The organism is Streptomyces sp. SLBN-31, from assembly GCF_006715395.1.
Taxonomy (GTDB): Bacteria; Actinomycetota; Actinomycetes; order Streptomycetales; family Streptomycetaceae; genus Streptomyces.
In genome coordinates this window covers 362,630-386,071 of sequence record NZ_VFNC01000001.1, presented here as the reverse complement: position 1 = coordinate 386,071, position 23,442 = coordinate 362,630, and the positions used below count along the sequence as shown (strand labels likewise).

The following is a 23,442-nucleotide window of genomic DNA, read 5'->3' as shown; positions in this document are numbered from 1 at the left end:
AACGCCCGCCGGAGGCGGTACCTCCGGCGGGCGGTTCGCTATCGGCTCACTTGCCCAGGCATCGGCTCACTCGCCGAAGCATCGGCTCACTTGCCGTAGTAGGCGTCGTAGATCGTCACGGACGACTTGTTGTTCTTCTTGTCGGTGATGTTCGCCCGGAAGGAGATGGACGTGCCCTTGGCGGGGTTCTTCACCTTGATCTTCCCGCCGGTCACGGAGACCTTCTTCCAGGTCTTGCCGGAGTCGTAGGAGACGTACACCGTCAGCGACCTGAGGTTGCGGCCCTTGGCCGCGCCCTCGACCGCCACCGGGATGCTGACCGTCTTGCCGGCCTCGACCTTGTTGTCCAGGCCGGTGGCCGCCTTGAAGCGGACGGTGGAGGCGGGCAGCGTGGCCACGTCACCGGCGGCCGGCTTCTTGGAGCCGAAGGTGAAGCTCGCGTCGATGCGGGTGGAGGCGCCCGCGATGTCGGCGCCGCGCCTGACCGAGGTGGTCAGCTTGTAGTCGGCCTGGCCGGCCGGGACCGTGAACTCCTTGTTGCCGAAGAGCGGGTCGTCGTTCGAGCCGATCCGGGTGCCGTTGCGGTACAGGGTCGTCTTCACCGAGGTGAAGTCGGAGGAACCGGCGTGGCCCGCCCCGTCGGTGAACAGCGGCACGAAGCCGTAGATGCTGTTGCCGTCGCGGTAGATCCCGAAGTCGGCGCTCAGGTGCGGGCCGAAGACCGCGGTGTTGAAGGTCTTCGTGTACTTCTGGCCCGCCTTGAACAGCTGCGAGGGGCCGAGCGTGTAGTACGCCTCCGGGATCGGCAGCCCGTCCGCGTCGTGGCCCTTGTACTGCTGGAAGTCGAACGACCACTTGATCTTGTCGACGGTCGAGAGGTGGACCGTGCGGGTGCCCGGCAGCTTCTGCTCGATCGCGTTGGCGAGGACGACGTCCTCGGGGAGCTCACCGAGCGGCATGAGCCCGCCGGACTTGCCGGAGGCGCCCGAGCCGAGGTTGTTCTTCACCGTGGCGAACTCGGAGGCCTTGAAGTGCCGGACCTTGTCGCCGGTGATCTTCTTGACCTTGGCGGTGGTAGCCGCGTCGTACTCGGCGCCCGCCCCCTTGCTCCACTGGCCGCTCCAGGTCTGCTGCAGGCCCGAGACCTCGCCGCCGAGCGCAGCCATGCGCACGTCGGCGAAGGACTGCAGACCGAGGCCGAAGCCGATGCCCGCGGCGTCGTAGAAGTAGTCGATCGTGCCGAGCTGCTGCTTGGCCTGGGCGTCCGGCACAGTGATGTCGGCCGCCTCGGTCTTACGGGCGTCGATCGTCACCGAGGTGTCCTTGGTGACGTTCAGGCTCGGCTGGACCAGCCAGTCGATGCCGCCCTCGAAGTTCACGAAGTCCTTCGCGATCCAGGCGTCCAGCAGGTACTTGCCCCTGGGCACGCGCATCGTCGTGGTGCCGGAGGCGTCGACGCTCACCTGGTAGCCGCGGCCCTCGGCCAGCCCCGAGTAGCCGAACATGATGGTGTTGTAGTCGCCGGTCGGCTTTCCGTCCCGCCCGATGTGCTTGATCTTGACGTTGTACGACTCGACCTCGCGCTGCACGGCCGCGGCCGTACGGACGCTCTGGCCGCCGCCGGTCGCCGTCACGTACGCCGAGTACGCGCCGTCGAGGGTACCGCCCAGCTTGGTGTTGACGATGACGTCGACCGCCGCCTTGCCGCCCGCCGGCACGGTGACCTTGGTCGCGCCGAGCTTGAAGAAGCCCGCGGGGGCCGCCTGGCCCTTGGGGTTCGTCGCGGTGACCGCGAGGCTCAGCGTGACGTCCTTGGTGCCGAGGTTGCGGTAGGTGAGCTGCTTGGTGACGGGCTTGTCGTCGGTGTGCGGCCACTGCTGCACACCGAAGCTGACCGAGACCGGGTCGGCGATCACGGACTGGGTGATGGCCTTGTCGACCGCGATACGGCCCGAGCCCTGCTGGAACGGCGTGTACTTGCCGCCCTTGGCGGAGCCGGTCAGCGCGCCCTTGAGCTCGCTGAACCTCCAGTCCGGGTGCTCCTGCTTGAGGATCGCCGCCGCGCCCGCGACGTGCGGGGTCGCCATCGACGTACCGGAGATGGTCAGGTAGCCGGGCGGGTTCTCGCCGACCTCCTGGTCGATGACGCTGCCCTTGGCCGCGGCGGCCGTGATGTCCACGCCGGGGGCGGTGACGTCGGGCTTGAGGCCGCCGTCGACGGTCGGGCCGGTGGAGGAGAAGTCGGCCAGCTTGTCCTTGTCGTCGACCGCGCCGACGGTGAGGGCGTCCTCGGCGCTGCCGGGCGAACCGACCGACTCCGGGCCGGAGTTGCCCGCGGCGATCGCGAACAGGATGCCCTTCTCCTCGGACAGCTTGTTGACCTCGGCCTCGAGGGGGTCGATCCCGGGCGTGTCCTGACCGCCGAGGCTGAGGTTGACGACGTCGGCGCCCTGCTCGGCCGCCCACTCCATGCCGGCGAGGATGCCGGAGTCGTCACCGCCGCCCTCGTCGTCGAGGACCTTGCCGTTGAGGATCTTGGCGTCGGGTGCGACGCCCTTGTACTTGCCGTTGGACTTGGCGCCGGTGCCGGCCGCGATCGAGGCGACGTGCGTGCCGTGCCCGAAGTGGTCGGTGGCGTCGGCCGCGGCGGAGAAGTTCTTGGACTCGATGACCTGGGTCTTCAGGTCCGGGTGGGTGGCGTCGACACCGGTGTCCAGGACGGCGATCTTGACGCCCTTTCCGGTGTACCCCTTCGCCCAGGCCTTGGGGGCGCCGATCTGCGGCACGGACTTGTCGAGGCTGGCCCTGCGGGTGCCGTCGAGCCAGACGTGCGCGATACCCGAGGCCGTCCTGCCGCCGGTGGTGACGGCGTCCCACAGCTCTGGCGTCTCCTTCTGCGGGGTCTGCACGGCGTCCGCGTTGAGGGACCTGAGGCTGCGCCGCAGGGTGCCCGCGTCCCGTACGTCGGCCTTGGCGGCCGTGGCCGCGCCGCTGTAGCCGACGATGACCTTCAGGCCCTTGGCCTGTGACTTGCGGGTCGCGGACTTGTTGAGTTCTGTGATGTCGAACAGCCGCTGGTCGACCTTGCCGGCCGCGACCAGCCGGACCGCGTCCGCCGGGACGACGAGCGTGTGTCCGACTTCCCTGCGTATCTGGACGGGTATGTGCTCGCGCCCCTTCGCCCGCTCCAGGCCGACGACGCGGCCCTTGGAGTCGACCAGGACGCGGTCGCCGGTGATCAGGGTGATGCGGTGCTTGGACGTGAGCTGAGTCTGCGGGGCGGTCGAGGACCGCTCCGCCTTCGCCGACGCCGGGCTGGTCATTCCCGCCGCCAGTGCCACCGCGGCCGCCGTGGCGACGGTGGCCGCGCATGCTCTTTTCACTTGTCTGCGCAAGTCTCCCCCTGGAGATGTGGTTCCGGGCGAATTCCCCGTTCACCCGGGCGGGGGTGGTCTCGTACGCAAGCGCGTACACCCCCCGGAATACGGAGTATGCCGGGGGGTGATCTGACACCTCAATAGGTGAGAGGAAGGTGAGAGACGGCCGCCGGCACTGTTACGCACCGGGCCCAACTCCGTTACAAAGTCGTCGAGTTACGCTCCCGCGTTCTCCTTGACAGTGAGCTTTCCCCTGCGGATCGTCGCCACCCGCGGGGCCTTGCGCGCGATCGCGGAGTCGTGGGTGACCATGATGAAGGTCAGCCCCAACTCCTTCCACATGCGCTCCAGTACGTCCATGATCTCGTCGCGCATCGACTCGTCGAGGTTGCCGGTGGGTTCGTCGGCGAGGAGCACCTTCGGCTGCTTGACGAGGGCACGGGCGATGGCGACGCGCTGCTGCTGGCCTCCGGACATCTCGGAGGGGAGGTGCCCGAGCCGCTCCCCGAGCCCGACGGACCGCAGCGCCTCGGCGGCCCGCTCGCGCCGGTCCCCCACCTTCACCCCGAGCGGTACGAGGGCGGTCTCCACGTTCTCCTGGGCGGTCAGGGTCGGGATCAGGTTGAAGCTCTGGAAGACGAAGCCGATGGTCTCGCTGCGGACCTTGGTCAGCCGGGCCTCGGACAGCTTGGCCAGGTCGGTGCCGTCGAGGCTGACCTCACCGGACGTCGGCCGGTCCAGGCCGCCGAGCATCTGCAGCAGCGTGGACTTGCCGCCGCCGGTGGGGCCCTGGATGACCAGCCGGTCCCCGTCGGCGATGGAGAGGTCGACGCCGTCGAGGGCGTCGACGGTGTCCTTGCCCCGGGTGTAGCGCTTGGTGACGTTTCTGAGTTCGTACATGGGGGCTCCTGAGAGGGAGAGGGTCGGGGTGGGGCGCGTGGTGGTGCGCTACTCGACGCGGCGCAGTGCGTCCGCCGGGCGCAGTCGTGACGCGCGCCAGCCGCCGAAGGCGCCCGCGATCAGGCCGCCGGCCACCGCGAGGGCCACCGCCAGCACGATGGTCGTCACGCTCACCGGCGCGGTGAGGACGACCTCCAGGGTCTTCGCTGCCTGCCGTCCCGGGCCGCCGAAGCCCCCGCCGGGACCACCGCCCCCGGGGCCACCGGTGGTGGTGCCGCCCCCGCCCAACTGCGCCTGCAGGGTGGGGCTCACGGACGTCACGACGTACGCGCCGGCCAGCCCGAGCGCGATGCCCAGCGCGCCGCCCAGCAGCCCGTTGACCATGGCCTCGCCGACCACCTGCCGGGTGACCCGGCCCGACTTCCACCCCAGCGCCTTCAGCGTGCCGAACTCCCGCACCCGGCGCGAGACGGCCGAGGACGTCAGCAGGCCGGCGACCAGGAAGGCGGCCACCAGCACGGCGATGGACAGCCACTTGCCGACGTTCGTGGCGAGGGAGGACGCCGTGGACAGGGAGCCGGAGACGGTCTTCGCGAGGTCCGTCGACGTCGTGACGGTCGTACCGGAGACGTTCTTCTGGATGGTCGACTTCACGGAGTCGATCTGCTGGGAGTCGGTCGCCTTGACGTAGATCGTGGTGACCTTGTTCTTCTCGCCGGCCAGCGTCTGCGCCTGCTTCAGCGGGATGTACAGGTTGGCCGCCGAGTCACCGCTGTCCGCGGTCGCGATGCCGATCACCTTGTACTTGACGCTCTTGATGGTGACGGTCGAACCGACCTTGTACTTCTTCTCCTTGGCGTACGCCGAGTCGACGACCGCGACCTTGGCGTCGGTCTCCGTCGCCTTGAAGGTGCGCCCGCTGGTGATCTTCGACGAGGTCAGCGGGCCGAGGCCGGTGCGGGTGACGTCGGTGCCGTAGACCGTGTACTGGTTGAGGCTGAAGTCGGCGCCGCCGCCGCGCACTTCGCCCTGCGGCCGACCGCTGCCGCCGCCGTTGCCGCCCGGGAGGCCCTGGTTGCCGCCGGAGTTCTGGTTCTGCTGGAACTGGCCGCGGGTGAACTGGCCGCTGACCTTGACCACGTTGAGGCTGAGGCCGCCCACCGCGGACGAGACGCCCTTCTGCCCCGCGACCTTGCCGACCGTCGAGGAGGCCAGGGTGGTGAAGCCCTGCACCCGGACCCGGTCGCTGCTCTGGGTGGAGTCGTCGTCGCCCCGCGCGTCGAACTGGAACCGCGGCTGCTGGGAGCTGCTCGCGGCCGGCGTCGCCGCCTTGGTGACCGTCATGTCCGTACCCAGGCCGTAGAGCGACTGGAGGACCTTGTCCTGTGCCTTCCCCATGCCGTTGGACACGGAGTTGACCACGATGACCAGCGCGATACCGAGCGCGAGACCGGAGGCGACGACGAGGGCCGCCCTTCTGCGGCGGCGCAGTTCGCGCCTCAGGTAGGTGAAGAACATGCGCCGCAAGGTAGGGACGGCGCGTGATGACTGGATAAGGCAGACATAAGAGCTGCATGAGAAGGCTGTGACCGGGCCCGGAAACACCGATGCCGCCCCTGAGGGCGGCATCGGAAAGCTGTGCGGTGCTGGTGGGTCAGACGGCCGAACCGGCCTTCCAGTCCGCCCAGCTCAGGTTCCAGCCGTTGAGGCCGTTGTCCGGCTGCACCGTCTTGTCGCCGGTGTTGGAGATGACCACGACGTCACCGACGATGGAGTGCGTGTACATCCAGTAGGCCGCGGTGCCGGTGTCGTTGGCGCCCTTGGTGTCGGACAGGCCGACGCAGCCGTGGCTGGTGTTCACCGAGCCGAAGATGGACTTCGCGCCCCAGTAGTTGCCGTGCAGGAAGGTGCCGGAGTTGGTGAGCCGGATGGCGTGCGGCACGTCCTTGATGTCGTACTCGCCCTTGCCGTCGTCGTCGGTGAAGCCCACGGTCGCGCCGTTCATGCGCGTCTCCTTGAACTTCTCGGACATCACCATGATGCCGTTGTAGGTCTTGTTCTCCGGCGAACCGGCCGAGATCGGGATGGTCTTGACGACCTTTCCGTCCTCGGTGACCTTCATCTGCTTGGTCTTGGCGTCGACGTAGGAGACCTGGTTGCGGCCGATGTGGAAGGTGACCGTCTTCTGCTGCACGCCGTAGACGCCCTGGGCGCCCTCGACGCCGTCGAGGGCGAGCTTCAGCGTGACGGTGGAGTTCTCCTTCCAGTAGGTCTCGGGGCGGAAGTCGAGGCGGTTGGCCCCGAACCAGTGCCCGACGACCTCCTGGCCGCTGCTGGAGCTGACCGTGATGCCCTTCTGGACGGCGGCCTTGTTGGTGATGGCCTTGTCGAAGTTGATCGACACCGGCATGCCCACGCCGACGGTCGAACCGTTCTCCGGCGTGAAGTTGCCTATGAAGCTGTTGGACGGGGAGACCGTGGTGAAGGAGGCGTTCTCGTGGGCCTCCAGGCCCTTGGAGTCCTTCGCGGTGGCCGCCAGCTTGTAGGTGGTCGAGCGCTCCAACTGGCCGTTGGGCTTCCAGCTGGTCTTGTCGGCGGACAGGGTGCCGGGGACCGCGGTGCCGTTCGCGGTCGTCATGGTCACGTTCGTGAGCGTGCCCTTGCTGACCGTGACGGCGGCGGAGTTGTTGATGGAGGCGTTGTCCGAGCCGTCCTTGGGCGTGATCTTGATGTCGGCCTCGGAGGTCTTCTTGGCGGCCGCCTCGTCGGCCTTGGCCTGCGAGGTGTCCTTGCTCTTGCCGCCGGAGGCGCTGTCATCGCCGCCGGAACAGGCCGAGAGCACCAGAACCCCGCCGAGCAGTGCGGACGCGACCGTCAGGCCCCTGCGCCGCTTACTGTTCGTCATCACACGCTTCTCCATCGTCGCCGATTTTCCCCAGAACCCCGAGAGTCCCCGTTGACGGGCCCCTCAACCCAGAACTTCAGCCGTCAACGAACATCAACGCTACGACCGGTCGCTCCCGTTCCACATGCCTGGGATGTGTGGGGCACGCCACGTCCAGCGGGGCGGGAAGACGAAACCCCGGACGGCGCTCGCCGACCGGGGTCCCGTTCGCCCAGGCGGTTCAGCCGACGCCGTCCTCCTCGTCATCCTCGTCCACATCATCCTCGTCGAGGTCCCAGTCCGGCGAATCGGGGTCGTAGTCGATGGCCTCGCTGGACCAGGAGGCCTGCGCGAGTTCCACCCCGGGCACGGCGTTGACCAGGTCGAACGGATCGACGAGATAGGCGAGCGCCTCCGCGGTGTCTTCCGTCACAGCGCCCTCGGCGTGCGCGCGTTCGTCGTCGGGCATCTCGTTCTCGCCGGCGATCCGCTGCAACGCGGCCTTGGTGACGCTCTCGGCGTCGCCGATCTCAAGGACGAGTTCCACCCGAAGGCGGACAAAACGTGATGTCTCTTCAGTGCTCATGGCGCGAGCGTACGACTCAAACCTCCCGTGACTTTCCCGTGACCCGCGCCTTTCACTAACATCGCTCCACACGGCCAATTCGCCAGCGCCACAAGGGGATCGATATTCCGTGTCATCCGCTCGCCGTCCGTTGCTGACAGCCACCGCCGCAGGCACCCTGCTGGCGGCCCTGTGGTTCGTCCCGTCCGCCAACGCCTCCCAGGCCGGACCGGAGAGAACCCAGCCCTCGACGGTGACGACGACGCAGGCCAGGGCCACGTCACAACTCGGCGAGAGCGAGACCGCCACGTCCGCGGACGACACCCAGCTCGCCGACACCGGCAGCATCGACACCACTCCGTACGTCGTGGGCGGAACGTTCTTCCTCACGCTGGGTGCCGGTTTCGTCGTCTACTCGGTCCGCCGGGAACGCCTCGGCTTTTAACTCGCTTGACTCTTCCTTGGTGTGGGCTTCATAGTCCGGATCATGAAGAGATCATCGGGCGTGCGCATGGCCGCCACGGTCACCGTGAGCGCGCTGTCGCTCGCCCTTGTCACGGGTTGCGGCGGGGATTCCGGTTCCGGTTCCTCGGACGCCGAGGGTTCCCCGTCCACCGCCGCCGCGAAGGCGTACACCGCGACCGAGCTGAAGAAGCTCATCGTCACCGCGCAGGACCTCGACGGATACGACGTCAAGTCCGCCGACACGGGCGGGAAGTTCGCCGCCTCCAAGGACCAGGTCACGGTCACCGACGCCGAATGCGCGCCCCTCGCCTACGTCCTCACCGGCTTCGCACCGGGCGACGACGAGAACGCCTACGTCAACCGCATGGTGACGCAGAAGAGCGAGAAGCCCTCCTCCACGAGCACCTCCGACGAGAGCCTCGAGGACCTGGAGAAGAGCCTGCAGGACATCATGGGCTCGACGATGACGATCGTCTCCCTGTCCTCGTACGACGGCGCGGGTGCCGAGAAGACGATGAAGTCCGTCTCGGACGCGGTCGCCGGTTGCGCGGGCGGGTTCACGATCGCGGCGCAGGGCCAGGACACGCAGAAGTTCACGAAGGTCGTCGCGGAGAAGTCCTCGGGCACCGGCGAGAAGTCGGTGGCGTTCGAGGTGAGCGGCAAGGTCGAGGGCGACACGCAGACCGTGCACGGCGAGGTCGTGCGGCACGGCTCCACGATCGCCACGTACTACTCGATCAGCCTGGCCGCGCTGGCCGGCGAGAAGAGCGAGTACTCGATCCCCGCCGAGGTGATCAAGGCCCAGGCGGCCAAGCTCAAGTGACGGACCGGGGCCCCGCCGCTGCGGGGCCCCGACCGCTCACTGCAGCGGCCCGGTGACCTTCTCCACCGCGGCAAGCAGCTTCCCGTCCCGCACGAAGGCGTCCGCCGCGGCCAGGTCGGGCGCCAGGAACCGGTCCGGCCCGGGACCGCCGACCCCCGCGGCCCGCGCGGCGTCGATGGCAGCCCGCGAGGCGGGTGCCGGGGTCAGCCCGTCCCTCAGCTCGATGGCACGGGAGGCGGCGTACAGCTCGATCGCGACGACGCGCGCGAGGTTGCCGACGGCGGTGCGCAGCTTGCGCGCGGCCGACCAGCCCATGGAGACGTGGTCCTCCTGCATCGCGGAGGACGGGATGGAGTCGGCGGAGGCCGGCACGGCGAGCCGCTTCATCTCGCTCACCAGGGCGGCCTGCGTGTACTGGGCGATCATGAGCCCGGAGTCGACGCCGGGGTCGTCGGCCAGGAACGGCGGCAGGCCGTGGCTGCGGTTCTTGTCCAGCAGCCGGTCGGTGCGGCGCTCGGCGATGGAGGCCAGGTCCGCGGCGGCGATGGCGAGGAAGTCCAGGACGTAGGCCACCGGTGCGCCGTGGAAGTTGCCGTTGGACTCGACCCGGCCGTCGGGCAGGACGACGGGGTTGTCGACGGCGGAGGCCAGCTCCCGCTCGGCGACGAGCCGGGCGTGCGCCATGGTGTCCCGTCCGGCGCCGGCGACCTGGGGGGCGCAGCGCACCGAGTAGGCGTCCTGGACGCGCGGGGCGTCGTCCTGGTGGTGACCGGTCAGGCCCGAACCCTTCAGCACGGCGAGCATGTTCGCGGCGCTGGCGCCCTGCCCCGGGTGCGGGCGGATGGCGTGCAGTTCGGGGGCGAGGACCTTGTCGGTGCCGAGGAGCGCCTCCAGCGAGAGGGCGGCGGTGATGTCGGCCGACTTGTAGAGCATGTCGAGGTCGGCGAGGGCCATGACCAGCATGCCGAGCATGCCGTCGGTGCCGTTGAGGAGGGCGAGGCCCTCCTTCTCGCGCAGCTCGACGGGCGTGATGCCGTGCTCGGCGAGGAGCTCGCCGGCGGGCCGGACGACGCCGTCGGGGCCCTCGGCCTCCCCCTCGCCCATCAGCGTGAGGGCGCAGTGGGACAGCGGGGCCAGGTCGCCGGAGCAGCCGAGCGAACCGTACTCGTGGACGACGGGCGTGATCCCGGCGTTGAGCACGTCGGCCATGGTCTGCGCGACCTCCGGCCGCACTCCGGTGTGCCCCGAGCAGACGGTCTTCAGCCGCAGGAACATCAGCGCCCGTACGACCTCGCGCTCGACCTTCGGCCCCAGGCCGGCGGCGTGCGAGCGGACGATGTTGCGCTGCAGCTGGGCGCGCAGCTCCTGGCTGATGTGCCGGGTCGCCAGGGCACCGAAGCCGGTGCTGACGCCGTAGACGGGCTCGGGCTTGGCCGCCAGGGCGTCCACGATCTCTCGGGCGGCGGCGAGGGCCGCCACCGCCTCCGCCGACAGCTCGACCCGGGCACCGCCACGCGCCACGGCGAGAACGTCGGACGCGGTCACCCCGGACGTCCCCACCACCACAGTGTGCATATCCATATTCAGGAGCGTACGCAGTGAAGACGAGGATGTCACTACTGGGTGACGGGTACGACCCTTACAGGAAGTCCGGCCCCCGGGACTTCAGACCTGGCGCCCCCGGAACCGGCGCCGTTCGGCGGGAAGGGCCGGTGAGGGCTCGTCCGCGAGCCGTACGACGGGGTCGTCGGGGCCATCCCGGCCGGCCACCACCGGCTGCCCCGCGCGGAGCGCCTTCGCGCGGTACTGCGCGGCGTCCGCGAGGCGGAACAGGCGGCGGGCAGAACGGACCGGACCGATCGGGTCCTGCGTCGAGGCGACCCCGCACGCCACCCCCTCCCCCAGCTCCAGCTCGGCGGCGCGACGGCACAGCTCGTCGGCCGCCTTGACCACCTCGTCGGCGGACGGCCCGACGGCCAGCAGACAGAACTCGTCACCGCCGAGCCTCGCGGCGAGCGCGCCCGGCAGCATGGCGCCGCACAGGGAGAGCACGGAGCCGAAGCGTTCGAGGAGGCGGTCGCCGACGGCGTGCCCCCGGGTGTCGTTGACCCGCTTGAGCCCGTTCAGATCGCAGACCACGAGGCTGACCACGGTCCCGTCCGCGCGGTGCCGCTCGACGGCCTCGTCCAGTCGCGCGTCGACGGCACGGCGGTTGGCGAGGCCGGTCAGGGCATCGGTGTAGGCGAGCCGCCGTACCTCCTCCAGCCGCTCCGCCTGGGCGATCCCGGCGGCGACGACCGCGGCCAGCACGGTGGCGAAGTCCGCGTCGGCCCGCTCGAAGACCGGCACCCCGGAGCGCCGGGCGACATACAGCTCGCCCCAGGCCCGACCGTTCAGCACGATCGGCGCGACGACGCAGCAGCCCCGCCCCCTGCGGCGCAGCGCGGCGACCCGCTGGTGGACGTACCCCGGCCGGCGTCCGGCCGCGGGCCCCTCCGCCGTCTCCACCCACGCGTTGGGCTCACCGCCCCCGGCCCACCGCTCGTGCAGGAACTCGGTGATCTCGGGGAACTGGTGCACCGGATACGACTCGTCCTCCGGGAACTCGTCCTCCCCCGCGGCCCGCTCCCCCACATTGACGAGGACCTTCAGCCGCCCCAGTTCCCGCTCCCACACCGACAGCGCGGCGAAGCTGCCGCCCAGCGCCCGGCAGGCACCGGTGGCCGCCGCACGCCACGCACCGCGGGCACCGTGGGCCGCAGCCATGCCCTGAGCCAACGCGACGACGGCTGCGAGCCGCTTGTCCTCACCCATTAATCCAGGTTAGGGAGGTTTGGAGGGTTTCGTTCCGTTGGCGCGGCGTGAGGGTGACCGACCCCCCGTGTGTCCGCCCCCGGCCCGTGCTCACTCCCCCGGCCACTGTGGCTTCCGCTTCTCGTTGAACGCCGCCACACCCTCCGCCCGGTCTCCGGAGAAGGCCACCGAGCGCCACGCGGCGTCCTCGACCTCCAGGCCGGCCCGCAGATCCAGGCCGTGGCCGAGGCGCAGGGCGCGCTTGGCGGCACGCAGGCCGACCGGCGAGTTCGCGGCGATGCGGGAGGCAAGGGCGAGCGCCTCCTCGGTGTCCCGCCCCTCCTCCACCAGCCGGTCCAGGAGCCCCAGCTCCGCCGCCTCCGCCGCCTCCAGGCGCCGTGCGGTGAAGATGAGCTCGGCGGCCCGCGCGGCACCGACCCGGCGCGGCAGCAGCTGGGTCCCGCCGCCGCCCGGGATGACCCCCACCGAGACCTCCGGCAGCCCCACCACCGCCGTACGGTCGGCCACGATCAGGTCGCACGACAGGGCGAGCTCGAACCCGCCGCCGAGGGCGAAGCCGTGCACGGCGGCGATCGTCGGCACAGGCAGCTCCAGTACGCCGGTGTAGGCGGCGCGCGCGACGGGCCGTTGGCGCACCAGGTCGGCGTCGGTGAAGGAGTTGCGCTCCTTCAGGTCGGCGCCGACGCAGAAGGCGCGCTCGTGCGTGGAGGTCACCACGACGACCCGCACGTCCCGGTCGGCCCCCAGCGCGGCGCACGCCGCCGCGACGGACCGGGCCATCTCGGTCGACACGGCGTTCATGGCCTTCGGCCGGTCGAGGGCGAGCTCCGCGACATGCCCGTCCCCGTGCCGCCGTACGACCACGAACTCCCCGAACCGCTCCTCGCTCATGACACCCTCCGGTTAACGCGGGTTAACAATTGCTCGGCCCGATCATCGCAGGACGTCCGCGCCGGGCGAAAGAGCGGACGGCGCCGGCCGGGGGCGCCCGTTCCCCCGACCTCGCTCCGAGACCCCGTTCGAGTGACATCCCGCCCAACTCCCCTCCCACCGCCCACGAGAGCGCATAACGTGCGTCCGCCACGGCGCACAGGGGGCACGCGCGAGCGGGGAGGGACCGGGATGACGAAGACGACGCAGACGCCGACCAGGCCGGAGGGGGCACGCGCGGCGGAGCGCGAGGCCGCGTCGCACCCTCCCGACCGCCGCCCTCCGGAAGCCCTCACCGCCGACCGCCCCGCCGCGCCGGTCGTCGACGCCCCCCACCCCGTACAGCCCAGGCGCACGGCACCAGCAGCCGCCGAACGCACGCCCTTACCGCCGCCCCCCACCCGAAACCGACCCGCACCACCCGCCGACCCCGGCCACCCCGCACAGGCCGAGAACACGAGACCCACGGGCACCCGGCGCACGCCCCTACCACCGGCCCCCACCCGAAACCGACCCGCACCACCCGACAACGCCGGCCACCCCGCACAGGCCGACAACGCGACACCCGCGCGCGCCGAGGGTGCGGCCGTGTCGGCCCGGGTTCGGGGCGCGGCGCCCGGGGGTGTCTGCGTCCAGGACGTACCGCCTGTGCTCCCCGGCCCCCGCCTCTTCGGTGCCTGTGTGCGGGGGCGGCACCGCCGGCCCCGGCCCCGCAAGGTGCTGTTCGCCGTCGGCGGGCTGGCTCTGGCCGCCGGAGCGCTCAGCCTGGTCCGCATGGTCCCCGGGCCCGGCAGCGGTGTGCCCGGGACCACGGAGGCGGAGCCCCGGGAGGATGTCGGCGGCGGGGTCAGCGGCGGGGCGACGAACGCGGCGGCCACCCTCCCCGCCGCCCTCGGCGTCAGCCCGTCGGCGACCTCGGTCATGGGCGGTGCGAGCGCGACCCCGACGTCGGGCCCGAGCCCCGCCTCCGGGCCGGTCACGAGCGCGGCGGCACCGGCGCCCGGGGCCTCCACGCCCCCCGGCACCCCGGCAACGCCGGACATGACCACCATCCCCGAGGCACCCAACACGCCCGCACCCTCGACGGCGGCGCCCCGCCCGCCCGCGACCACGCCGGCCGCCCCGCACCCGGGCCACGGCACGTCACCGTCGTCCCCCGCTCCGCAGCCGGGCGAGCCCGGTCTGTGCGTGCCGGTCGTCGGCCTGTGCGTCGGCCCGCTCGGGCACTGACGGCGGCGCTCTACGTCTCCTGGGCCCGCCGGGTGAGCAGCCACGGCTCGACCACGCCGAGCCCACGCACCGGGCGCTGCCACATCGGCTGGAGTCCGAAGCGGAAGACCGGCGGCTCCTCGCCCTCCTTCTCCGCCGCGGCCGCGGCCTCGGCCGCCTCCGCCTCGGAGGCCGGCGCCTCCCCGGTGCGGATCAGCTCCTCGGCGAAGGCGCTGTCGACCAGCACGGCGTCCCGGGGAGCTATCGAGGTCAACCGGGAGGCCAGGTTCACCGTCGTACCGAAGACATCACCCATACGGGTGGTGACGGTGCCGAAGGCGATGCCCACCCGCAGCTCCGGCATCGTCTCGTCGTTCGCCATCGTCTCGATGAGCCGCAGCGCGATCTCCGCGGCCACCCCGGCGTCGTCCGCCGAGTACAGCACCTCGTCGCCGAGCGTCTTGACCAGCCGTCCGCCGTGCGCGGCGACCAGGTCGGCGGCCGTCGTCTCGAAGGCCTCGACGAGCTCGCCGAGCTCCTCCTCCTCCATCCGGCGGGTGAGCCGGGTGAAGCCGACCAGGTCGGCGAAGCCGACGGCCAGCCGCCGGTCGACCATCTCCTCGTCGTCGGCCGCCTGCACGACCCGGCCGGCCGAGGCGGCGAGCTGGCGGCGCCAGACGTAGACGAGGAACTCCTCCAGCTCGGGCAGCAGCAGCTCGACGATCGGGTACGTCACCTCGGTGCGGGTCATGCCCGGCTCCGGGGGCTCGGTCAGGCCCTCCAGGAAGGAGTCGATCTGCCACTCGGCGAGGCGGGCCGTGGTCTGCCCGGTGGAACGGGCCACCTGCACGGCCATCGCCTCGCTCAGCAGCCCCGCCTCGACCAGGCCGGACAGCCGGCGCAGCGCGAGGACGTCGGCCTCGGTCAGCGCCTTGGCCTGCCCGATGTCCGCGAACCCCATGGCCCGCCAGAAGCGGGTCGCCAGCTCCACCGACACGCCCGCGCTACGAGCCGCCTGGAAGGGGGTGTAGCGCCGCTCGGCGCCGAGGATCAGGTGTTCCAGACGCAGGGCGAGCGGGTCCTCGCCGGGGTCGGCGGCGTCCGCGCCCTCGCCAGAGCCGGTGTCGTCGACGGTCACGCCTGCTGCCCTTCCGATCTGCCGCGGTCACGTATCGACCGGCCTCAACTGTACGGCAGGTGTGCGCTAGCTCACTCCGTGGGCGCCGAGAACGCACGGCCCGTGGGGAAATACGCTCACGCCGGTCGCAGGTGCACGATGTCCCCCGCGCCCACCGGCTCCTGTACGCCCTCCTCCGTGGCGATCACCAGCCTTCCGTCGCCGTCCACCGCCACCGCCTCCCCCACGATCGACCGATCGCCCGGCAGCTCCGCGCGGACCGTCCGCCCCAGCGTCGCGCAGCCCGCCGCGTACGTCTCCTGCAGACCGCTCTCCGCGGGATCGCCGCCGGCGTCCCGCCACCGCCGGTACCACTCCTCCAGCGACCGCAGCGCCGCCCGCAGCAGGGGATCGCGGTCCGTGCTCACCGCTCCGGCGAGGGCCACGGAGCCGGCCGTGGGGACCGGGAGTTCGTTCTCGCGCAGGGTGACGTTGATGCCGACCCCGACGACCACCCCGTGGTCCCCGGCCCGCTCGGCCAGGATGCCCCCGGCCTTGCGTTCCTCGCCGCCGATGGAGACCAGCAGGTCGTTCGGCCACTTGAGTGCCGTGTCCACGCCGGCCGCGCGCGCCAGCCCCGTCGCCACCGCGACCCCGGTGAGCAGCGGCAGCCATCCCCAGCGGGCCACCGGCACCTCGCTCGGGGTGAGCAGCACGGAGAAGAAGAGCCCGGAGCGGGCCGGCGCCGTCCACTGCCGGTCGAGACGGCCCCGCCCGGCGGTCTGCTCCTCGGCCACCAGGACATAACCCTCGCCCGCCTTGCCGGCCTCGGCCAGGGCGACCAGGTCGGAGTTGGTGGAGCCGGTGCGCCGCACCACCTCCACCTCGCGCCACAGCCCGCCCTCCCGCACCAGGCCGCGCCGCAGCGCGACGGCGTTGAGGGGCGGCCGGTCCAGATCGGACCAACGGCTGTCGTCTGATGCATCTTGTGGCGTCATGCAAGCCACCCTAGGTGTGTGAAACGCCGCACTGCTGATTCGTAGGGGCACCACTACTCTACGGATGAGTAACCGTCCCCCCTTTTGAGCAGGCAGGGAGCCGCGATCCCGATGTCCGAGCCGGAAGAGATCGACATCCACACCACCGCGGGCAAGCTCGCGGATCTTCAGCGCCGCATCGAGGAAGCGACGCACGCCGGCTCCGAGCGCGCCGTCGAAAAGCAGCACGCCAAGGGCAAGTTGACGGCCCGTGAGCGCATCGAGCTGCTGCTCGACGAGGGTTCCTTCGTCGAGCTCGACGAGTTCGCCCGGCACCGCTCCACCAACTTCGGCCTCGACAAGAACCGTCCCTACGGCGACGGCGTCGTCACCGGCTACGGCACGGTCGACGGCCGCCCCGTAGCCGTGTTCTCGCAGGACTTCACCGTCTTCGGCGGTGCGCTGGGCGAGGTCTACGGCCAGAAGATCGTCAAGGTCATGGACTTCGCGCTGAAGACCGGCTGCCCGGTCATCGGCATCAACGACTCCGGCGGCGCCCGCATCCAGGAGGGTGTGGCCTCGCTCGGCGCCTACGGCGAGATCTTCCGCCGCAACACCCACGCCTCCGGCGTGATCCCGCAGATCAGCCTGGTCGTCGGCCCCTGCGCGGGCGGAGCCGTCTACTCCCCCGCGATCACCGACTTCACGGTGATGGTCGACCAGACCTCGCACATGTTCATCACCGGCCCGGACGTCATCAAGACGGTCACCGGTGAGGACGTCGGCTTCGAGGAGCTCGGCGGCGCCCGCACCCACAACTCGACCTCCGGCGTGGCCCACCACATGGCCGGGGACGAGAAGGACGCCATCGAGTACATCAAGCAGCTGCTGTCGTACCTGCCGTCCAACAACCTCTCCGAGGCCCCGGTCTACCCGGAGGAGGCCGACCTCACGGTCACCGACGAGGACCGCGAGCTCGACACCCTCGTCCCGGACAGCGCCAACCAGCCGTACGACATCAAGACGGTGATCGAACACGTCCTGGACGACGCCGAGTTCTTCGAGACGCAGCCGCTGTTCGCGCCGAACATCGTCACCGGCTACGGGCGCGTGGAGGGCCACCCGGTCGGGATCGTCGCCAACCAGCCGATGCAGTTCGCCGGCTGCCTGGACATCAAGGCGTCCGAGAAGGCCGCCCGCTTCGTGCGCACCTGCGACGCCTTCAACATCCCGGTGCTGACCTTCGTCGACGTCCCCGGCTTCCTGCCCGGCGTCGACCAGGAGCACGACGGCATCATCCGCCGCGGCGCCAAGCTGATCTACGCCTACGCGGAGGCCACGGTCCCGCTGATCACGGTCATCACCCGCAAGGCCTTCGGCGGCGCCTACGACGTCATGGGCTCCAAGCACCTGGGCGCCGACCTCAACCTGGCCTGGCCCACCGCCCAGATCGCGGTCATGGGCGCCCAGGGCGCGGTCAACATCCTGCACCGGCGCACCATCGCCGAGGCGGACGACGTCGAGGCCACGCGAGCCCAGCTGATCCGGGAGTACGAGGACGCCCTCCTCAACCCGTACGTCGCGGCCGAGCGCGGCTACGTCGACGCCGTGATCATGCCGTCCGACACCCGCCACCACGTCGTCCGCGGCCTGCGCCAGCTGCGTACCAAGCGCGAGTCGCTGCCGCCGAAGAAGCACGGCAACATCCCCCTGTAAAGGAGTCGCTGTGAACATCAAGGTCGTACGGGGCAACCCGACCCCGGAGGAGCTGGCCGCCGCCCTGGCGGTGGTCAGGGCCCGCGCGGCAGCGGCGTCCGCCGTGACCCCGGATGCCGCGCAGCCCCGCGACTCCTGGTCCGACCCGTCCCGCATAGCAACCCACCGCCTGCCCCAGCCGAGCCCGACAGCCTGGTCCCGCACCTACTGGCCGGGCTGACCGCAGCCCCCAGGGGCGCGGGGAACCGCGCACGGCAGGGGACAACCCAGGGCGCCAACTTGAGTACCCGTACTCAGGCGCCCACCCGGCCCAAGCCCCACGCTGGTGGCATGCTGTGGTCGGACCCCGAGAACGAACCCCCCGAGGAACTGCGCGACATGCAGGACATGTTGCGCAGACTCGGGGTTCTCATGGCCCTCGCAATGGTCCTGGCGATGATCGTGATCGGCCTGAGGTGAACCCCGGCACCGGCGTCGATACCCTGACCCCATGACCGATCAGCCCCGCCGCCGCCTCATCCTCGCCTCCCAGTCCCCCGCCCGGCTGGGCCTCCTGCGCCAGGCCGGCATGGACCCCGAGGTCATCGTGAGCGGCGTGGACGAGGACGCCGTCAGCGCGCCCACCCCCGCCGAACTGGCCCTCGCCCTGGCCGAGGCCAAGGCCTCCGTCGTCGCCGCCCGCCCGGACGCCCACGGCGCCGTCGTGATCGGCTGCGACTCGGTCCTGGACCTGGACGGCGAGGCGCTGGGCAAGCCGGCGGACGCGGAGGAGGCCACGGCGCGCTGGAAGGCGATGCGCGGCCGGGCCGGCACGCTCCAGACCGGGCACTGCGTCTACGACACCGCCAGCGGCCGCTACGCCTCCGGCACGGCCTCCACGGTGGTCCGCTTCGGCGACCCCAGCGACGAGGAGATCGCCGCGTACGTCGCCTCCGGAGAGCCCCTCTACGTCGCCGGAGCGTTCACGCTGGACGGCCGCAGCGCGCCGTTCATCGACGGCATCGACGGCGACCACGGCAACGTGATCGGCATCAGCCTGCCGCTCGTGCGCAGGCTGCTGGCCCAACTGGGCGTGGGCATCACGGAGTTGTGGGCGCCGGCGGAGGGGTGACGGGCGCGCCCGCGTCGCCGTCGCCGCTCCCGGGGCCCGGCGCCTGCGCGGGCGGAGCCGCGTCGGCGGGTTCGGCCGGACGGTCGTAGGACATCAGCAGCAGCACGATCAGCGCCAGTACGACCACCATGAACGTGAACGCCGGCCAGCCCACCAGCCCCCACGCGAACGCGCCCAGCAGGCCGTGCACGACGGCCGCGCTGACCAGGAGGACGCGGCCGAAGCCGGCGGGGGGACGGTTGCGTACGGCCACCAGGAGCGCCACCAGGCCGCACAGGGCGAAGTAGAGGCCGAAGAGGACGCCGCCGATCTTCGAGGACAGGGACATCGTGTCCGGGTCGAGGCCGGCGAGCGACATGTCCTGCCGGTCGACGACGATCCCCAGGAACCAGTTGAGCGCCGCGACGCCGAGCGCCTCGACGAAGAGCACGACCGCCACGACCCACGCCACCGGTCTGCGCACCACCGGGCCACCCCTCCACGTCCGTTCGATACATCGCGAACGCTACTAACGGGTAAACCGCGGGACAAGGGTTCGGCGAGCGGCAAAGAATCGTTGGGCCATTCGTAGGGACTCCACAAAGAAACTGAGTGGCCCGCAGCACGCTCTCACAGAGACCTTGACCACATGAGAGGGCTAGGGTTGCCCGGAGGAGTCCTGCACACCAGGGTGCGACAAGGGATTTCGCGGGTCGAGGAAGCCTCGAATCACGCTCCGTGTGGGCAAGCTCACCATTGGGGATGGGTCGAAGTGCCTCGTCGGCTGTCCCTAAACTCGGCTTGTTTCAAGGAGGGAGCCTCAATCGTGCGCAAGGTGCTCATCGCCAACCGTGGCGAAATCGCTGTCCGCGTTGCCCGGGCCTGTCGGGACGCCGGCATCGCGAGCGTGGCCGTCTACGCCGACCCCGACCGGGACGCTCTGCATGTCCGCGCCGCGGATGAGGCGTTCGCCCTGGGCGGTGACACCCCGGCCACCAGCTACCTGGTGATCGACAAGATTCTGAACGCGGCGCGCGAGTCGGGCGCCGACGCCATCCACCCGGGCTACGGCTTCCTCTCGGAGAACGCCGACTTCGCCCAGGCGGTGCTGGACGCCGGGCTGATCTGGATCGGCCCGCCCCCGCAGGCCATCCGCGACCTCGGCGACAAGGTCGCCGCCCGGCACATCGCGCAGCGTGCCGGCGCCCCCCTGGTGGCGGGCACCCCCGACCCGGTCTCCGGCGCCGACGAGGTCGTCGCCTTCGCCGAGCAGCACGGCCTGCCCATCGCGATCAAGGCCGCCTTCGGCGGCGGCGGCCGCGGCCTGAAGGTCGCCCGCACCCTCGAAGAGGTCCCGGAGCTGTACGACTCCGCGGTCCGTGAGGCGGTGGCCGCGTTCGGCCGCGGCGAGTGCTTCGTCGAGCGCTACCTCGACCGCCCCCGGCACGTGGAGACCCAGTGCCTGGCCGACAAGCACGGCAACGTGGTCGTCGTCTCCACCCGTGACTGCTCCCTGCAGCGCCGCCACCAGAAGCTGGTCGAGGAGGCCCCGGCGCCGTTCCTGTCCGAGGAGCAGGTCGCCGAGCTGTACCGCGCCTCCAAGGCGATCCTGAAGGAGGCCCACTACGAGGGCGCCGGCACCTGCGAGTTCCTCGTCGGCCAGGACGGCACGATCTCCTTCCTGGAGGTCAACACCCGCCTCCAGGTCGAGCACCCGGTCACCGAGGAGGTCGCCGGCATCGACCTGGTCCGCGAGATGTTCCGCATCGCCGACGGCGAGGAACTCGGCTACGGCGACCCGGAGCTGCGCGGCCACTCCTTCGAGTTCCGCATCAACGGCGAGGACCCGGGCCGCAACTTCCTGCCCGCCCCCGGCACCGTCACCACCTTCGCCGCCCCCACCGGCCCGGGCGTCCGCCTGGACGCGGGCGTGGAGTCGGGCTCGGTCATCGGCCCGGCCTGGGACTCCCTGCTGGCCAAGCTGATCGTCACCGGCCGCACCCGCAAGGAGGCCCTGCAGCGGGCCTCCCGCGCCCTGGAGGAGTTCCAGGTCGAGGGCATGGCCACGGCCATTCCCTTCCACCGCGCGGTCGTCACCGACCCGGCCTTCGCGCCCGAGCTGACCGGCTCCGACGAGCCGTTCACGGTCCACACCCGCTGGATCGAGACCGAGTTCGTCAACGAGATCAAGCCCTTCGCCGCCCCCGCCAGCGCCGAGGCGGAGGAGGACACGGGCCGCGAGACGGTCGTCGTCGAGGTCGGCGGCAAGCGCCTGGAGGTCTCCCTGCCGGCCTCGCTGGGCATGACCCTGGCCCGCACCGGCCTGGCCGCGGGCGCCAAGCCCAAGCGCCGCGCCGCCAAGAAGTCCGGCCCCGTCGCCTCCGGCGACACCCTCGCCTCCCCCATGCAGGGCACCATCGTCAAGGTCGCCGTGGAGGAGGGCCAGGAGGTCAAGGAGGGCGACCTGGTCGTCGTGCTCGAGGCGATGAAGATGGAACAGCCTCTCAACGCGCACAAGTCCGGCACCATCAAGGGCCTGAGCCTGGAGGTCGGCGCCTCCATCAGCTCCGGCTCCGCGATCTGCGAGATCAAGGACTGACCCGCGACACACCCGGGCGAGGCGCCCGGCGGACCGGAGCAGTCGGTCCGCCGGGCGCCTCGCCTTTCCCCGTCCCCCGTGACGGTGGCCTCTCGTGGAGGCCGTCCCCGCACGGCGCCCAGAGCCAGTGAACCGAGCGCGGCCACCCGCGGGCCATCCGTCAATTCTGACGGGTCGCGACATATCGCCTGGGCCTCAGTCCACGAGCAGGCCCAGGTCCCGGCCGCGCCGCAGCAGCGCGGCCGTGTGCCCGGCCTCCAGCTTGCGGTGCAGGGGAGGCGATGTAGCCCCGCACGGTCACCGGTGACAGCCCCATCCGCCGGGCGGCCTCGGTCGCCGTACACCCGGCGTGCAGATGGCACAGGGTGCGGTGCTCCTGCTCGGTCACCCCGTACCGCCGGGCCAGCGTGCGCGGCCGGGCGAGATCACGCAGCAGCAGGAGAGGGGGTCCACCGGGCGCGCTCGGCGGGACGCGACGCACCTCCACGTCCCGCACCGTGAAGCACCCGGCGTCGCCCAGCCGCGGATCGTCTCCCACGACGGCCAGCAGGCCGGCGGCGACCGCGTTGAGGGCGTACGGCCGTCCGCTGACGTCCAGGGCGGCGACCCCGCGCTCCTTGCCGCCGGCCAGGTCCAGGGCGAGGGACGCCAGTGCCCGCAGCTGCTCGCGTTCCCGCAAAGCCCGTTCGGCGGCGCCTAGTTGCTGCTGCGCGAAGCCGAACAGATCGCGTTCGCGCTCGCTGAAGTCCGTGCCGGAGCGGGCGAGCGCGTATCCCTCGACGACGGACATGTCCGAGCCGCCGGAGGCGACGAGATGGCGCATCATGCCGAAGGGACGGAAGTCCAGGTTGTAGCAGTAGGTGCGCCGCCACTGCCGGTCCGCGGCGACATCGCTGACCCGCCAGGCCTCGGCGGTGGGTGTCCGAAGCATCACGTCGGTGAGCGGATGGTCGAGGGGGTGGTCGTAGATGACCATCGGATCCTCGTGGAAGGACTCCCGGGGCAGGGAGAGGGCGGCGAGTTCCCCCGTGCCGTCCACGGACAGCCGGTAGGCCTGACCGCCGTCGGCCGGCACGAGCCGCATCAGCCCCCGCAGTGCCTGCTCCTGCAACTCCGGTAAGGAACCGATGCCTTCGATTTCCCGTACGAGCGTCAGTACACGACGCGCGTCCGCACCGCTGATGTCCATCGCACTCTCCCGGCGCTGCTCTCGCCTGAGACGAAGGTACGGCCTGCCTCCGGTCGGGCAAGGCCGCTCGCACGTCCTCGATGGCATGCTGGAGGCAAAGGGGGGGCGCAAGAGGGAGCAGGTGGGAGTGATGGCGCACGTGACCTCGGCCGAAGTCACCGGGAGGCCACGGTGACGACGGCACCGGGACGCACCATGCGCGCCGACGCCCGCCGCAACCGCGAACGGCTGCTGGCCGAGGCGCGCTCGGTCTTCGCCGCCCACGGCACGGACGCGTCCCTGGAGGACGTGGCCAAGCGCGCGGGTGTCGGCATCGGCACCCTCTACCGTCACTTCCCCAACCGGCACGCCCTGTTGAGCGCGGTCTTCGAGGACGCGGTGGGCGACCTGCTGTCCCGCTCCCGCGAACTGCTGGGCGCCCCCGAGCCCTGCGCGGCCCTGGTGACCTGGCTGCGCGAGATCATCGCCCATGCCGGCGAGTACCGAGGGCTGGCCCGCGCCCTGATGTCGGTGACGTCCGACCGCACCTCGGCGCTGGCCCGTTGCAGCGACCCGATCAGACAGGCGGGCGCCGCGCTGCTGGCCCGGGCCCGGCAGGCGGGCGGGGTCCGCGAGGACGTGGACGTCAACGACCTGCTGCAGCTGACGAACGCGATCGCGCTGGCGGCGGAGGAGGCGCAGGGCGACCCGGAACTGGCAGACCGCCTGCTCCAGTTGACGCTGAGGGGCCTCAAGCCGGACTGACCGCGCGAACCGTTCGCACTCACCGGCACAAGCCCCCGCGCGG

General features: G+C 71.2%; 21 protein-coding genes. 9 read left to right on the top strand and 12 right to left on the bottom strand.

Going from position 1 to position 23,442, the window contains the following annotated elements; genetic code table 11:
• Positions 1-86 precede the first annotated feature (86 nt).
• The 5 genes from FBY22_RS01840 to FBY22_RS01815 form a co-directional block, all read right to left on the bottom strand.
• A complete protein-coding gene (locus FBY22_RS01840) occupies positions 87-3,383 on the bottom strand; it encodes a S8 family peptidase (RefSeq protein ID WP_260844690.1) in 3,297 nt (1,098 codons plus the stop codon).
• A gap of 210 nt (positions 3,384-3,593) precedes the next feature.
• Entirely contained in the window at positions 3,594-4,277 is a 684-nt protein-coding gene (locus FBY22_RS01830; RefSeq protein ID WP_142142136.1) for an ABC transporter ATP-binding protein, read from the bottom strand.
• A 48-nt stretch (positions 4,278-4,325) separates the two neighbouring features.
• Positions 4,326-5,795, bottom strand: coding sequence for an ABC transporter permease (locus tag FBY22_RS01825; RefSeq protein WP_142142135.1), 1,470 nt, complete (start codon positions 5,793-5,795; stop codon positions 4,326-4,328).
• 136 nt (positions 5,796-5,931) lie between these two features.
• Positions 5,932-7,197, bottom strand: coding sequence for an Ig-like domain-containing protein (locus FBY22_RS01820; RefSeq protein ID WP_142142134.1), 1,266 nt, complete (start codon positions 7,195-7,197; stop codon positions 5,932-5,934).
• Positions 7,198-7,402: 205 nt separating this feature from the next.
• The gene (locus FBY22_RS01815) at positions 7,403-7,747 is read right to left on the bottom strand and encodes a hypothetical protein (protein ID WP_142142133.1); all 345 of its coding nucleotides are present in this window, start codon (positions 7,745-7,747) and stop codon (positions 7,403-7,405) included.
• Positions 7,748-7,856: 109 nt separating this feature from the next.
• Between FBY22_RS01815 and FBY22_RS01810 the strand changes: the two genes are divergently transcribed.
• Positions 7,857-8,171, top strand: a complete 315-nt coding sequence (locus FBY22_RS01810; protein ID WP_260844689.1) for a hypothetical protein — start codon at positions 7,857-7,859, stop codon at positions 8,169-8,171.
• Between the two features lie 42 nt (positions 8,172-8,213).
• The gene (locus tag FBY22_RS01805) at positions 8,214-9,014 is read left to right on the top strand and encodes a hypothetical protein (RefSeq protein ID WP_142142132.1); all 801 of its coding nucleotides are present in this window, start codon (positions 8,214-8,216) and stop codon (positions 9,012-9,014) included.
• A gap of 36 nt (positions 9,015-9,050) precedes the next feature.
• Here FBY22_RS01805 and hutH read toward each other — a convergent pair whose 3' ends face one another.
• The 3 genes from hutH to FBY22_RS01790 all read right to left on the bottom strand — a co-directional run bounded on the left by hutH (position 9,051) and on the right by FBY22_RS01790 (position 12,719).
• A complete protein-coding gene (gene hutH / locus FBY22_RS01800; protein ID WP_142147279.1) occupies positions 9,051-10,589 on the bottom strand; it encodes a histidine ammonia-lyase in 1,539 nt (512 codons plus the stop codon).
• Positions 10,590-10,679: 90 nt separating this feature from the next.
• The gene (locus FBY22_RS01795; RefSeq protein ID WP_142142130.1) at positions 10,680-11,828 is read right to left on the bottom strand and encodes a GGDEF domain-containing protein; all 1,149 of its coding nucleotides are present in this window, start codon (positions 11,826-11,828) and stop codon (positions 10,680-10,682) included.
• Between the two features lie 90 nt (positions 11,829-11,918).
• On the bottom strand, positions 11,919-12,719 hold the full coding sequence (locus FBY22_RS01790) for an enoyl-CoA hydratase-related protein (RefSeq protein WP_142142129.1): 801 nt from the start codon (positions 12,717-12,719) through the stop codon (positions 11,919-11,921).
• A 231-nt stretch (positions 12,720-12,950) separates the two neighbouring features.
• Here FBY22_RS01790 and FBY22_RS44635 point away from each other — a divergent pair, with 231 nt between their 5' ends.
• Positions 12,951-13,988 (top strand): hypothetical protein, encoded by a 1,038-nt coding sequence (locus FBY22_RS44635; protein ID WP_260844688.1) that lies wholly within the window; start codon positions 12,951-12,953, stop codon positions 13,986-13,988.
• A 10-nt stretch (positions 13,989-13,998) separates the two neighbouring features.
• On the opposite strand, the gene FBY22_RS01780 is transcribed toward FBY22_RS44635, so the two are convergent.
• Both FBY22_RS01780 and FBY22_RS01775 read right to left on the bottom strand, forming a co-directional pair.
• Positions 13,999-15,105, bottom strand: coding sequence for an adenylate/guanylate cyclase domain-containing protein (locus tag FBY22_RS01780; protein WP_142142128.1), 1,107 nt, complete (start codon positions 15,103-15,105; stop codon positions 13,999-14,001).
• Between the two features lie 116 nt (positions 15,106-15,221).
• Positions 15,222-16,082 (bottom strand): biotin--[acetyl-CoA-carboxylase] ligase, encoded by an 861-nt coding sequence (locus tag FBY22_RS01775; protein WP_142142127.1) that lies wholly within the window; start codon positions 16,080-16,082, stop codon positions 15,222-15,224.
• A gap of 111 nt (positions 16,083-16,193) precedes the next feature.
• Here FBY22_RS01775 and FBY22_RS01770 point away from each other — a divergent pair, with 111 nt between their 5' ends.
• The 4 genes from FBY22_RS01770 to FBY22_RS01760 all read left to right on the top strand — a co-directional run bounded on the left by FBY22_RS01770 (position 16,194) and on the right by FBY22_RS01760 (position 18,888).
• The gene (locus tag FBY22_RS01770; RefSeq protein WP_142142126.1) at positions 16,194-17,777 is read left to right on the top strand and encodes an acyl-CoA carboxylase subunit beta; all 1,584 of its coding nucleotides are present in this window, start codon (positions 16,194-16,196) and stop codon (positions 17,775-17,777) included.
• A 10-nt stretch (positions 17,778-17,787) separates the two neighbouring features.
• The gene (locus FBY22_RS01765) at positions 17,788-17,997 is read left to right on the top strand and encodes an acyl-CoA carboxylase epsilon subunit (RefSeq protein WP_142142125.1); all 210 of its coding nucleotides are present in this window, start codon (positions 17,788-17,790) and stop codon (positions 17,995-17,997) included.
• Between the two features lie 110 nt (positions 17,998-18,107).
• Positions 18,108-18,236, top strand: coding sequence for a morphogenic membrane protein MmpB (gene mmpB / locus FBY22_RS44630; protein WP_260844687.1), 129 nt, complete (start codon positions 18,108-18,110; stop codon positions 18,234-18,236).
• Between the two features lie 31 nt (positions 18,237-18,267).
• Positions 18,268-18,888, top strand: a complete 621-nt coding sequence (locus FBY22_RS01760; RefSeq protein ID WP_142142124.1) for a nucleoside triphosphate pyrophosphatase — start codon at positions 18,268-18,270, stop codon at positions 18,886-18,888.
• Here the strand turns inward: FBY22_RS01760 and FBY22_RS01755 are convergent.
• Complete coding sequence (locus FBY22_RS01755) at positions 18,857-19,354, bottom strand: hypothetical protein (RefSeq protein ID WP_142142123.1); 498 nt, start codon at positions 19,352-19,354, stop codon at positions 18,857-18,859. The genes FBY22_RS01760 and FBY22_RS01755 overlap by 32 nt on opposite strands.
• Positions 19,355-19,693: 339 nt before the next feature.
• Between FBY22_RS01755 and FBY22_RS01750 the strand changes: the two genes are divergently transcribed.
• The gene (locus FBY22_RS01750; RefSeq protein ID WP_142142122.1) at positions 19,694-21,466 is read left to right on the top strand and encodes a biotin carboxylase N-terminal domain-containing protein; all 1,773 of its coding nucleotides are present in this window, start codon (positions 19,694-19,696) and stop codon (positions 21,464-21,466) included.
• Between the two features lie 160 nt (positions 21,467-21,626).
• Here FBY22_RS01750 and FBY22_RS01745 read toward each other — a convergent pair whose 3' ends face one another.
• Positions 21,627-22,655 (bottom strand): helix-turn-helix transcriptional regulator, encoded by a 1,029-nt coding sequence (locus FBY22_RS01745; RefSeq protein WP_260844686.1) that lies wholly within the window; start codon positions 22,653-22,655, stop codon positions 21,627-21,629.
• A 195-nt stretch (positions 22,656-22,850) separates the two neighbouring features.
• Here FBY22_RS01745 and FBY22_RS01740 point away from each other — a divergent pair, with 195 nt between their 5' ends.
• Positions 22,851-23,399, top strand: a complete 549-nt coding sequence (locus FBY22_RS01740) for a TetR/AcrR family transcriptional regulator (protein ID WP_142147276.1) — start codon at positions 22,851-22,853, stop codon at positions 23,397-23,399.
• The last annotated feature ends 43 nt before the right edge of the window (positions 23,400-23,442 follow it).

Bases quoted from the DNA above. Each gene is read 5' to 3' on its own strand.
- FBY22_RS01830 (WP_142142136.1), bottom strand. From the start codon at position 4,277: ATGTACGAACTCAGAAACGTCACCAAGCGCTACACCCGGGGCAAGGAC.
- FBY22_RS01825 (WP_142142135.1), bottom strand. From the start codon at position 5,795: ATGTTCTTCACCTACCTGAGGCGCGAACTGCGCCGCCGCAGAAGGGCG.
- FBY22_RS01820 (WP_142142134.1), bottom strand. From the start codon at position 7,197: ATGGAGAAGCGTGTGATGACGAACAGTAAGCGGCGCAGGGGCCTGACG.
- FBY22_RS01815 (WP_142142133.1), bottom strand. From the start codon at position 7,747: ATGAGCACTGAAGAGACATCACGTTTTGTCCGCCTTCGGGTGGAACTC.
- FBY22_RS01805 (WP_142142132.1), top strand. From the start codon at position 8,214: ATGAAGAGATCATCGGGCGTGCGCATGGCCGCCACGGTCACCGTGAGC.
- hutH (WP_142147279.1), bottom strand. From the start codon at position 10,589: ATGCACACTGTGGTGGTGGGGACGTCCGGGGTGACCGCGTCCGACGTT.
- FBY22_RS01795 (WP_142142130.1), bottom strand. From the start codon at position 11,828: ATGGGTGAGGACAAGCGGCTCGCAGCCGTCGTCGCGTTGGCTCAGGGC.
- FBY22_RS01790 (WP_142142129.1), bottom strand. From the start codon at position 12,719: ATGAGCGAGGAGCGGTTCGGGGAGTTCGTGGTCGTACGGCGGCACGGG.
- FBY22_RS44635 (WP_260844688.1), top strand. From the start codon at position 12,951: ATGACGAAGACGACGCAGACGCCGACCAGGCCGGAGGGGGCACGCGCG.
- FBY22_RS01775 (WP_142142127.1), bottom strand. From the start codon at position 16,082: ATGACGCCACAAGATGCATCAGACGACAGCCGTTGGTCCGATCTGGAC.
- FBY22_RS01770 (WP_142142126.1), top strand. From the start codon at position 16,194: ATGTCCGAGCCGGAAGAGATCGACATCCACACCACCGCGGGCAAGCTC.
- mmpB (WP_260844687.1), top strand. From the start codon at position 18,108: ATGCTGTGGTCGGACCCCGAGAACGAACCCCCCGAGGAACTGCGCGAC.
- FBY22_RS01760 (WP_142142124.1), top strand. From the start codon at position 18,268: ATGACCGATCAGCCCCGCCGCCGCCTCATCCTCGCCTCCCAGTCCCCC.
- FBY22_RS01745 (WP_260844686.1), bottom strand. From the start codon at position 22,655: ATGGACATCAGCGGTGCGGACGCGCGTCGTGTACTGACGCTCGTACGG.
- FBY22_RS01740 (WP_142147276.1), top strand. From the start codon at position 22,851: ATGCGCGCCGACGCCCGCCGCAACCGCGAACGGCTGCTGGCCGAGGCG.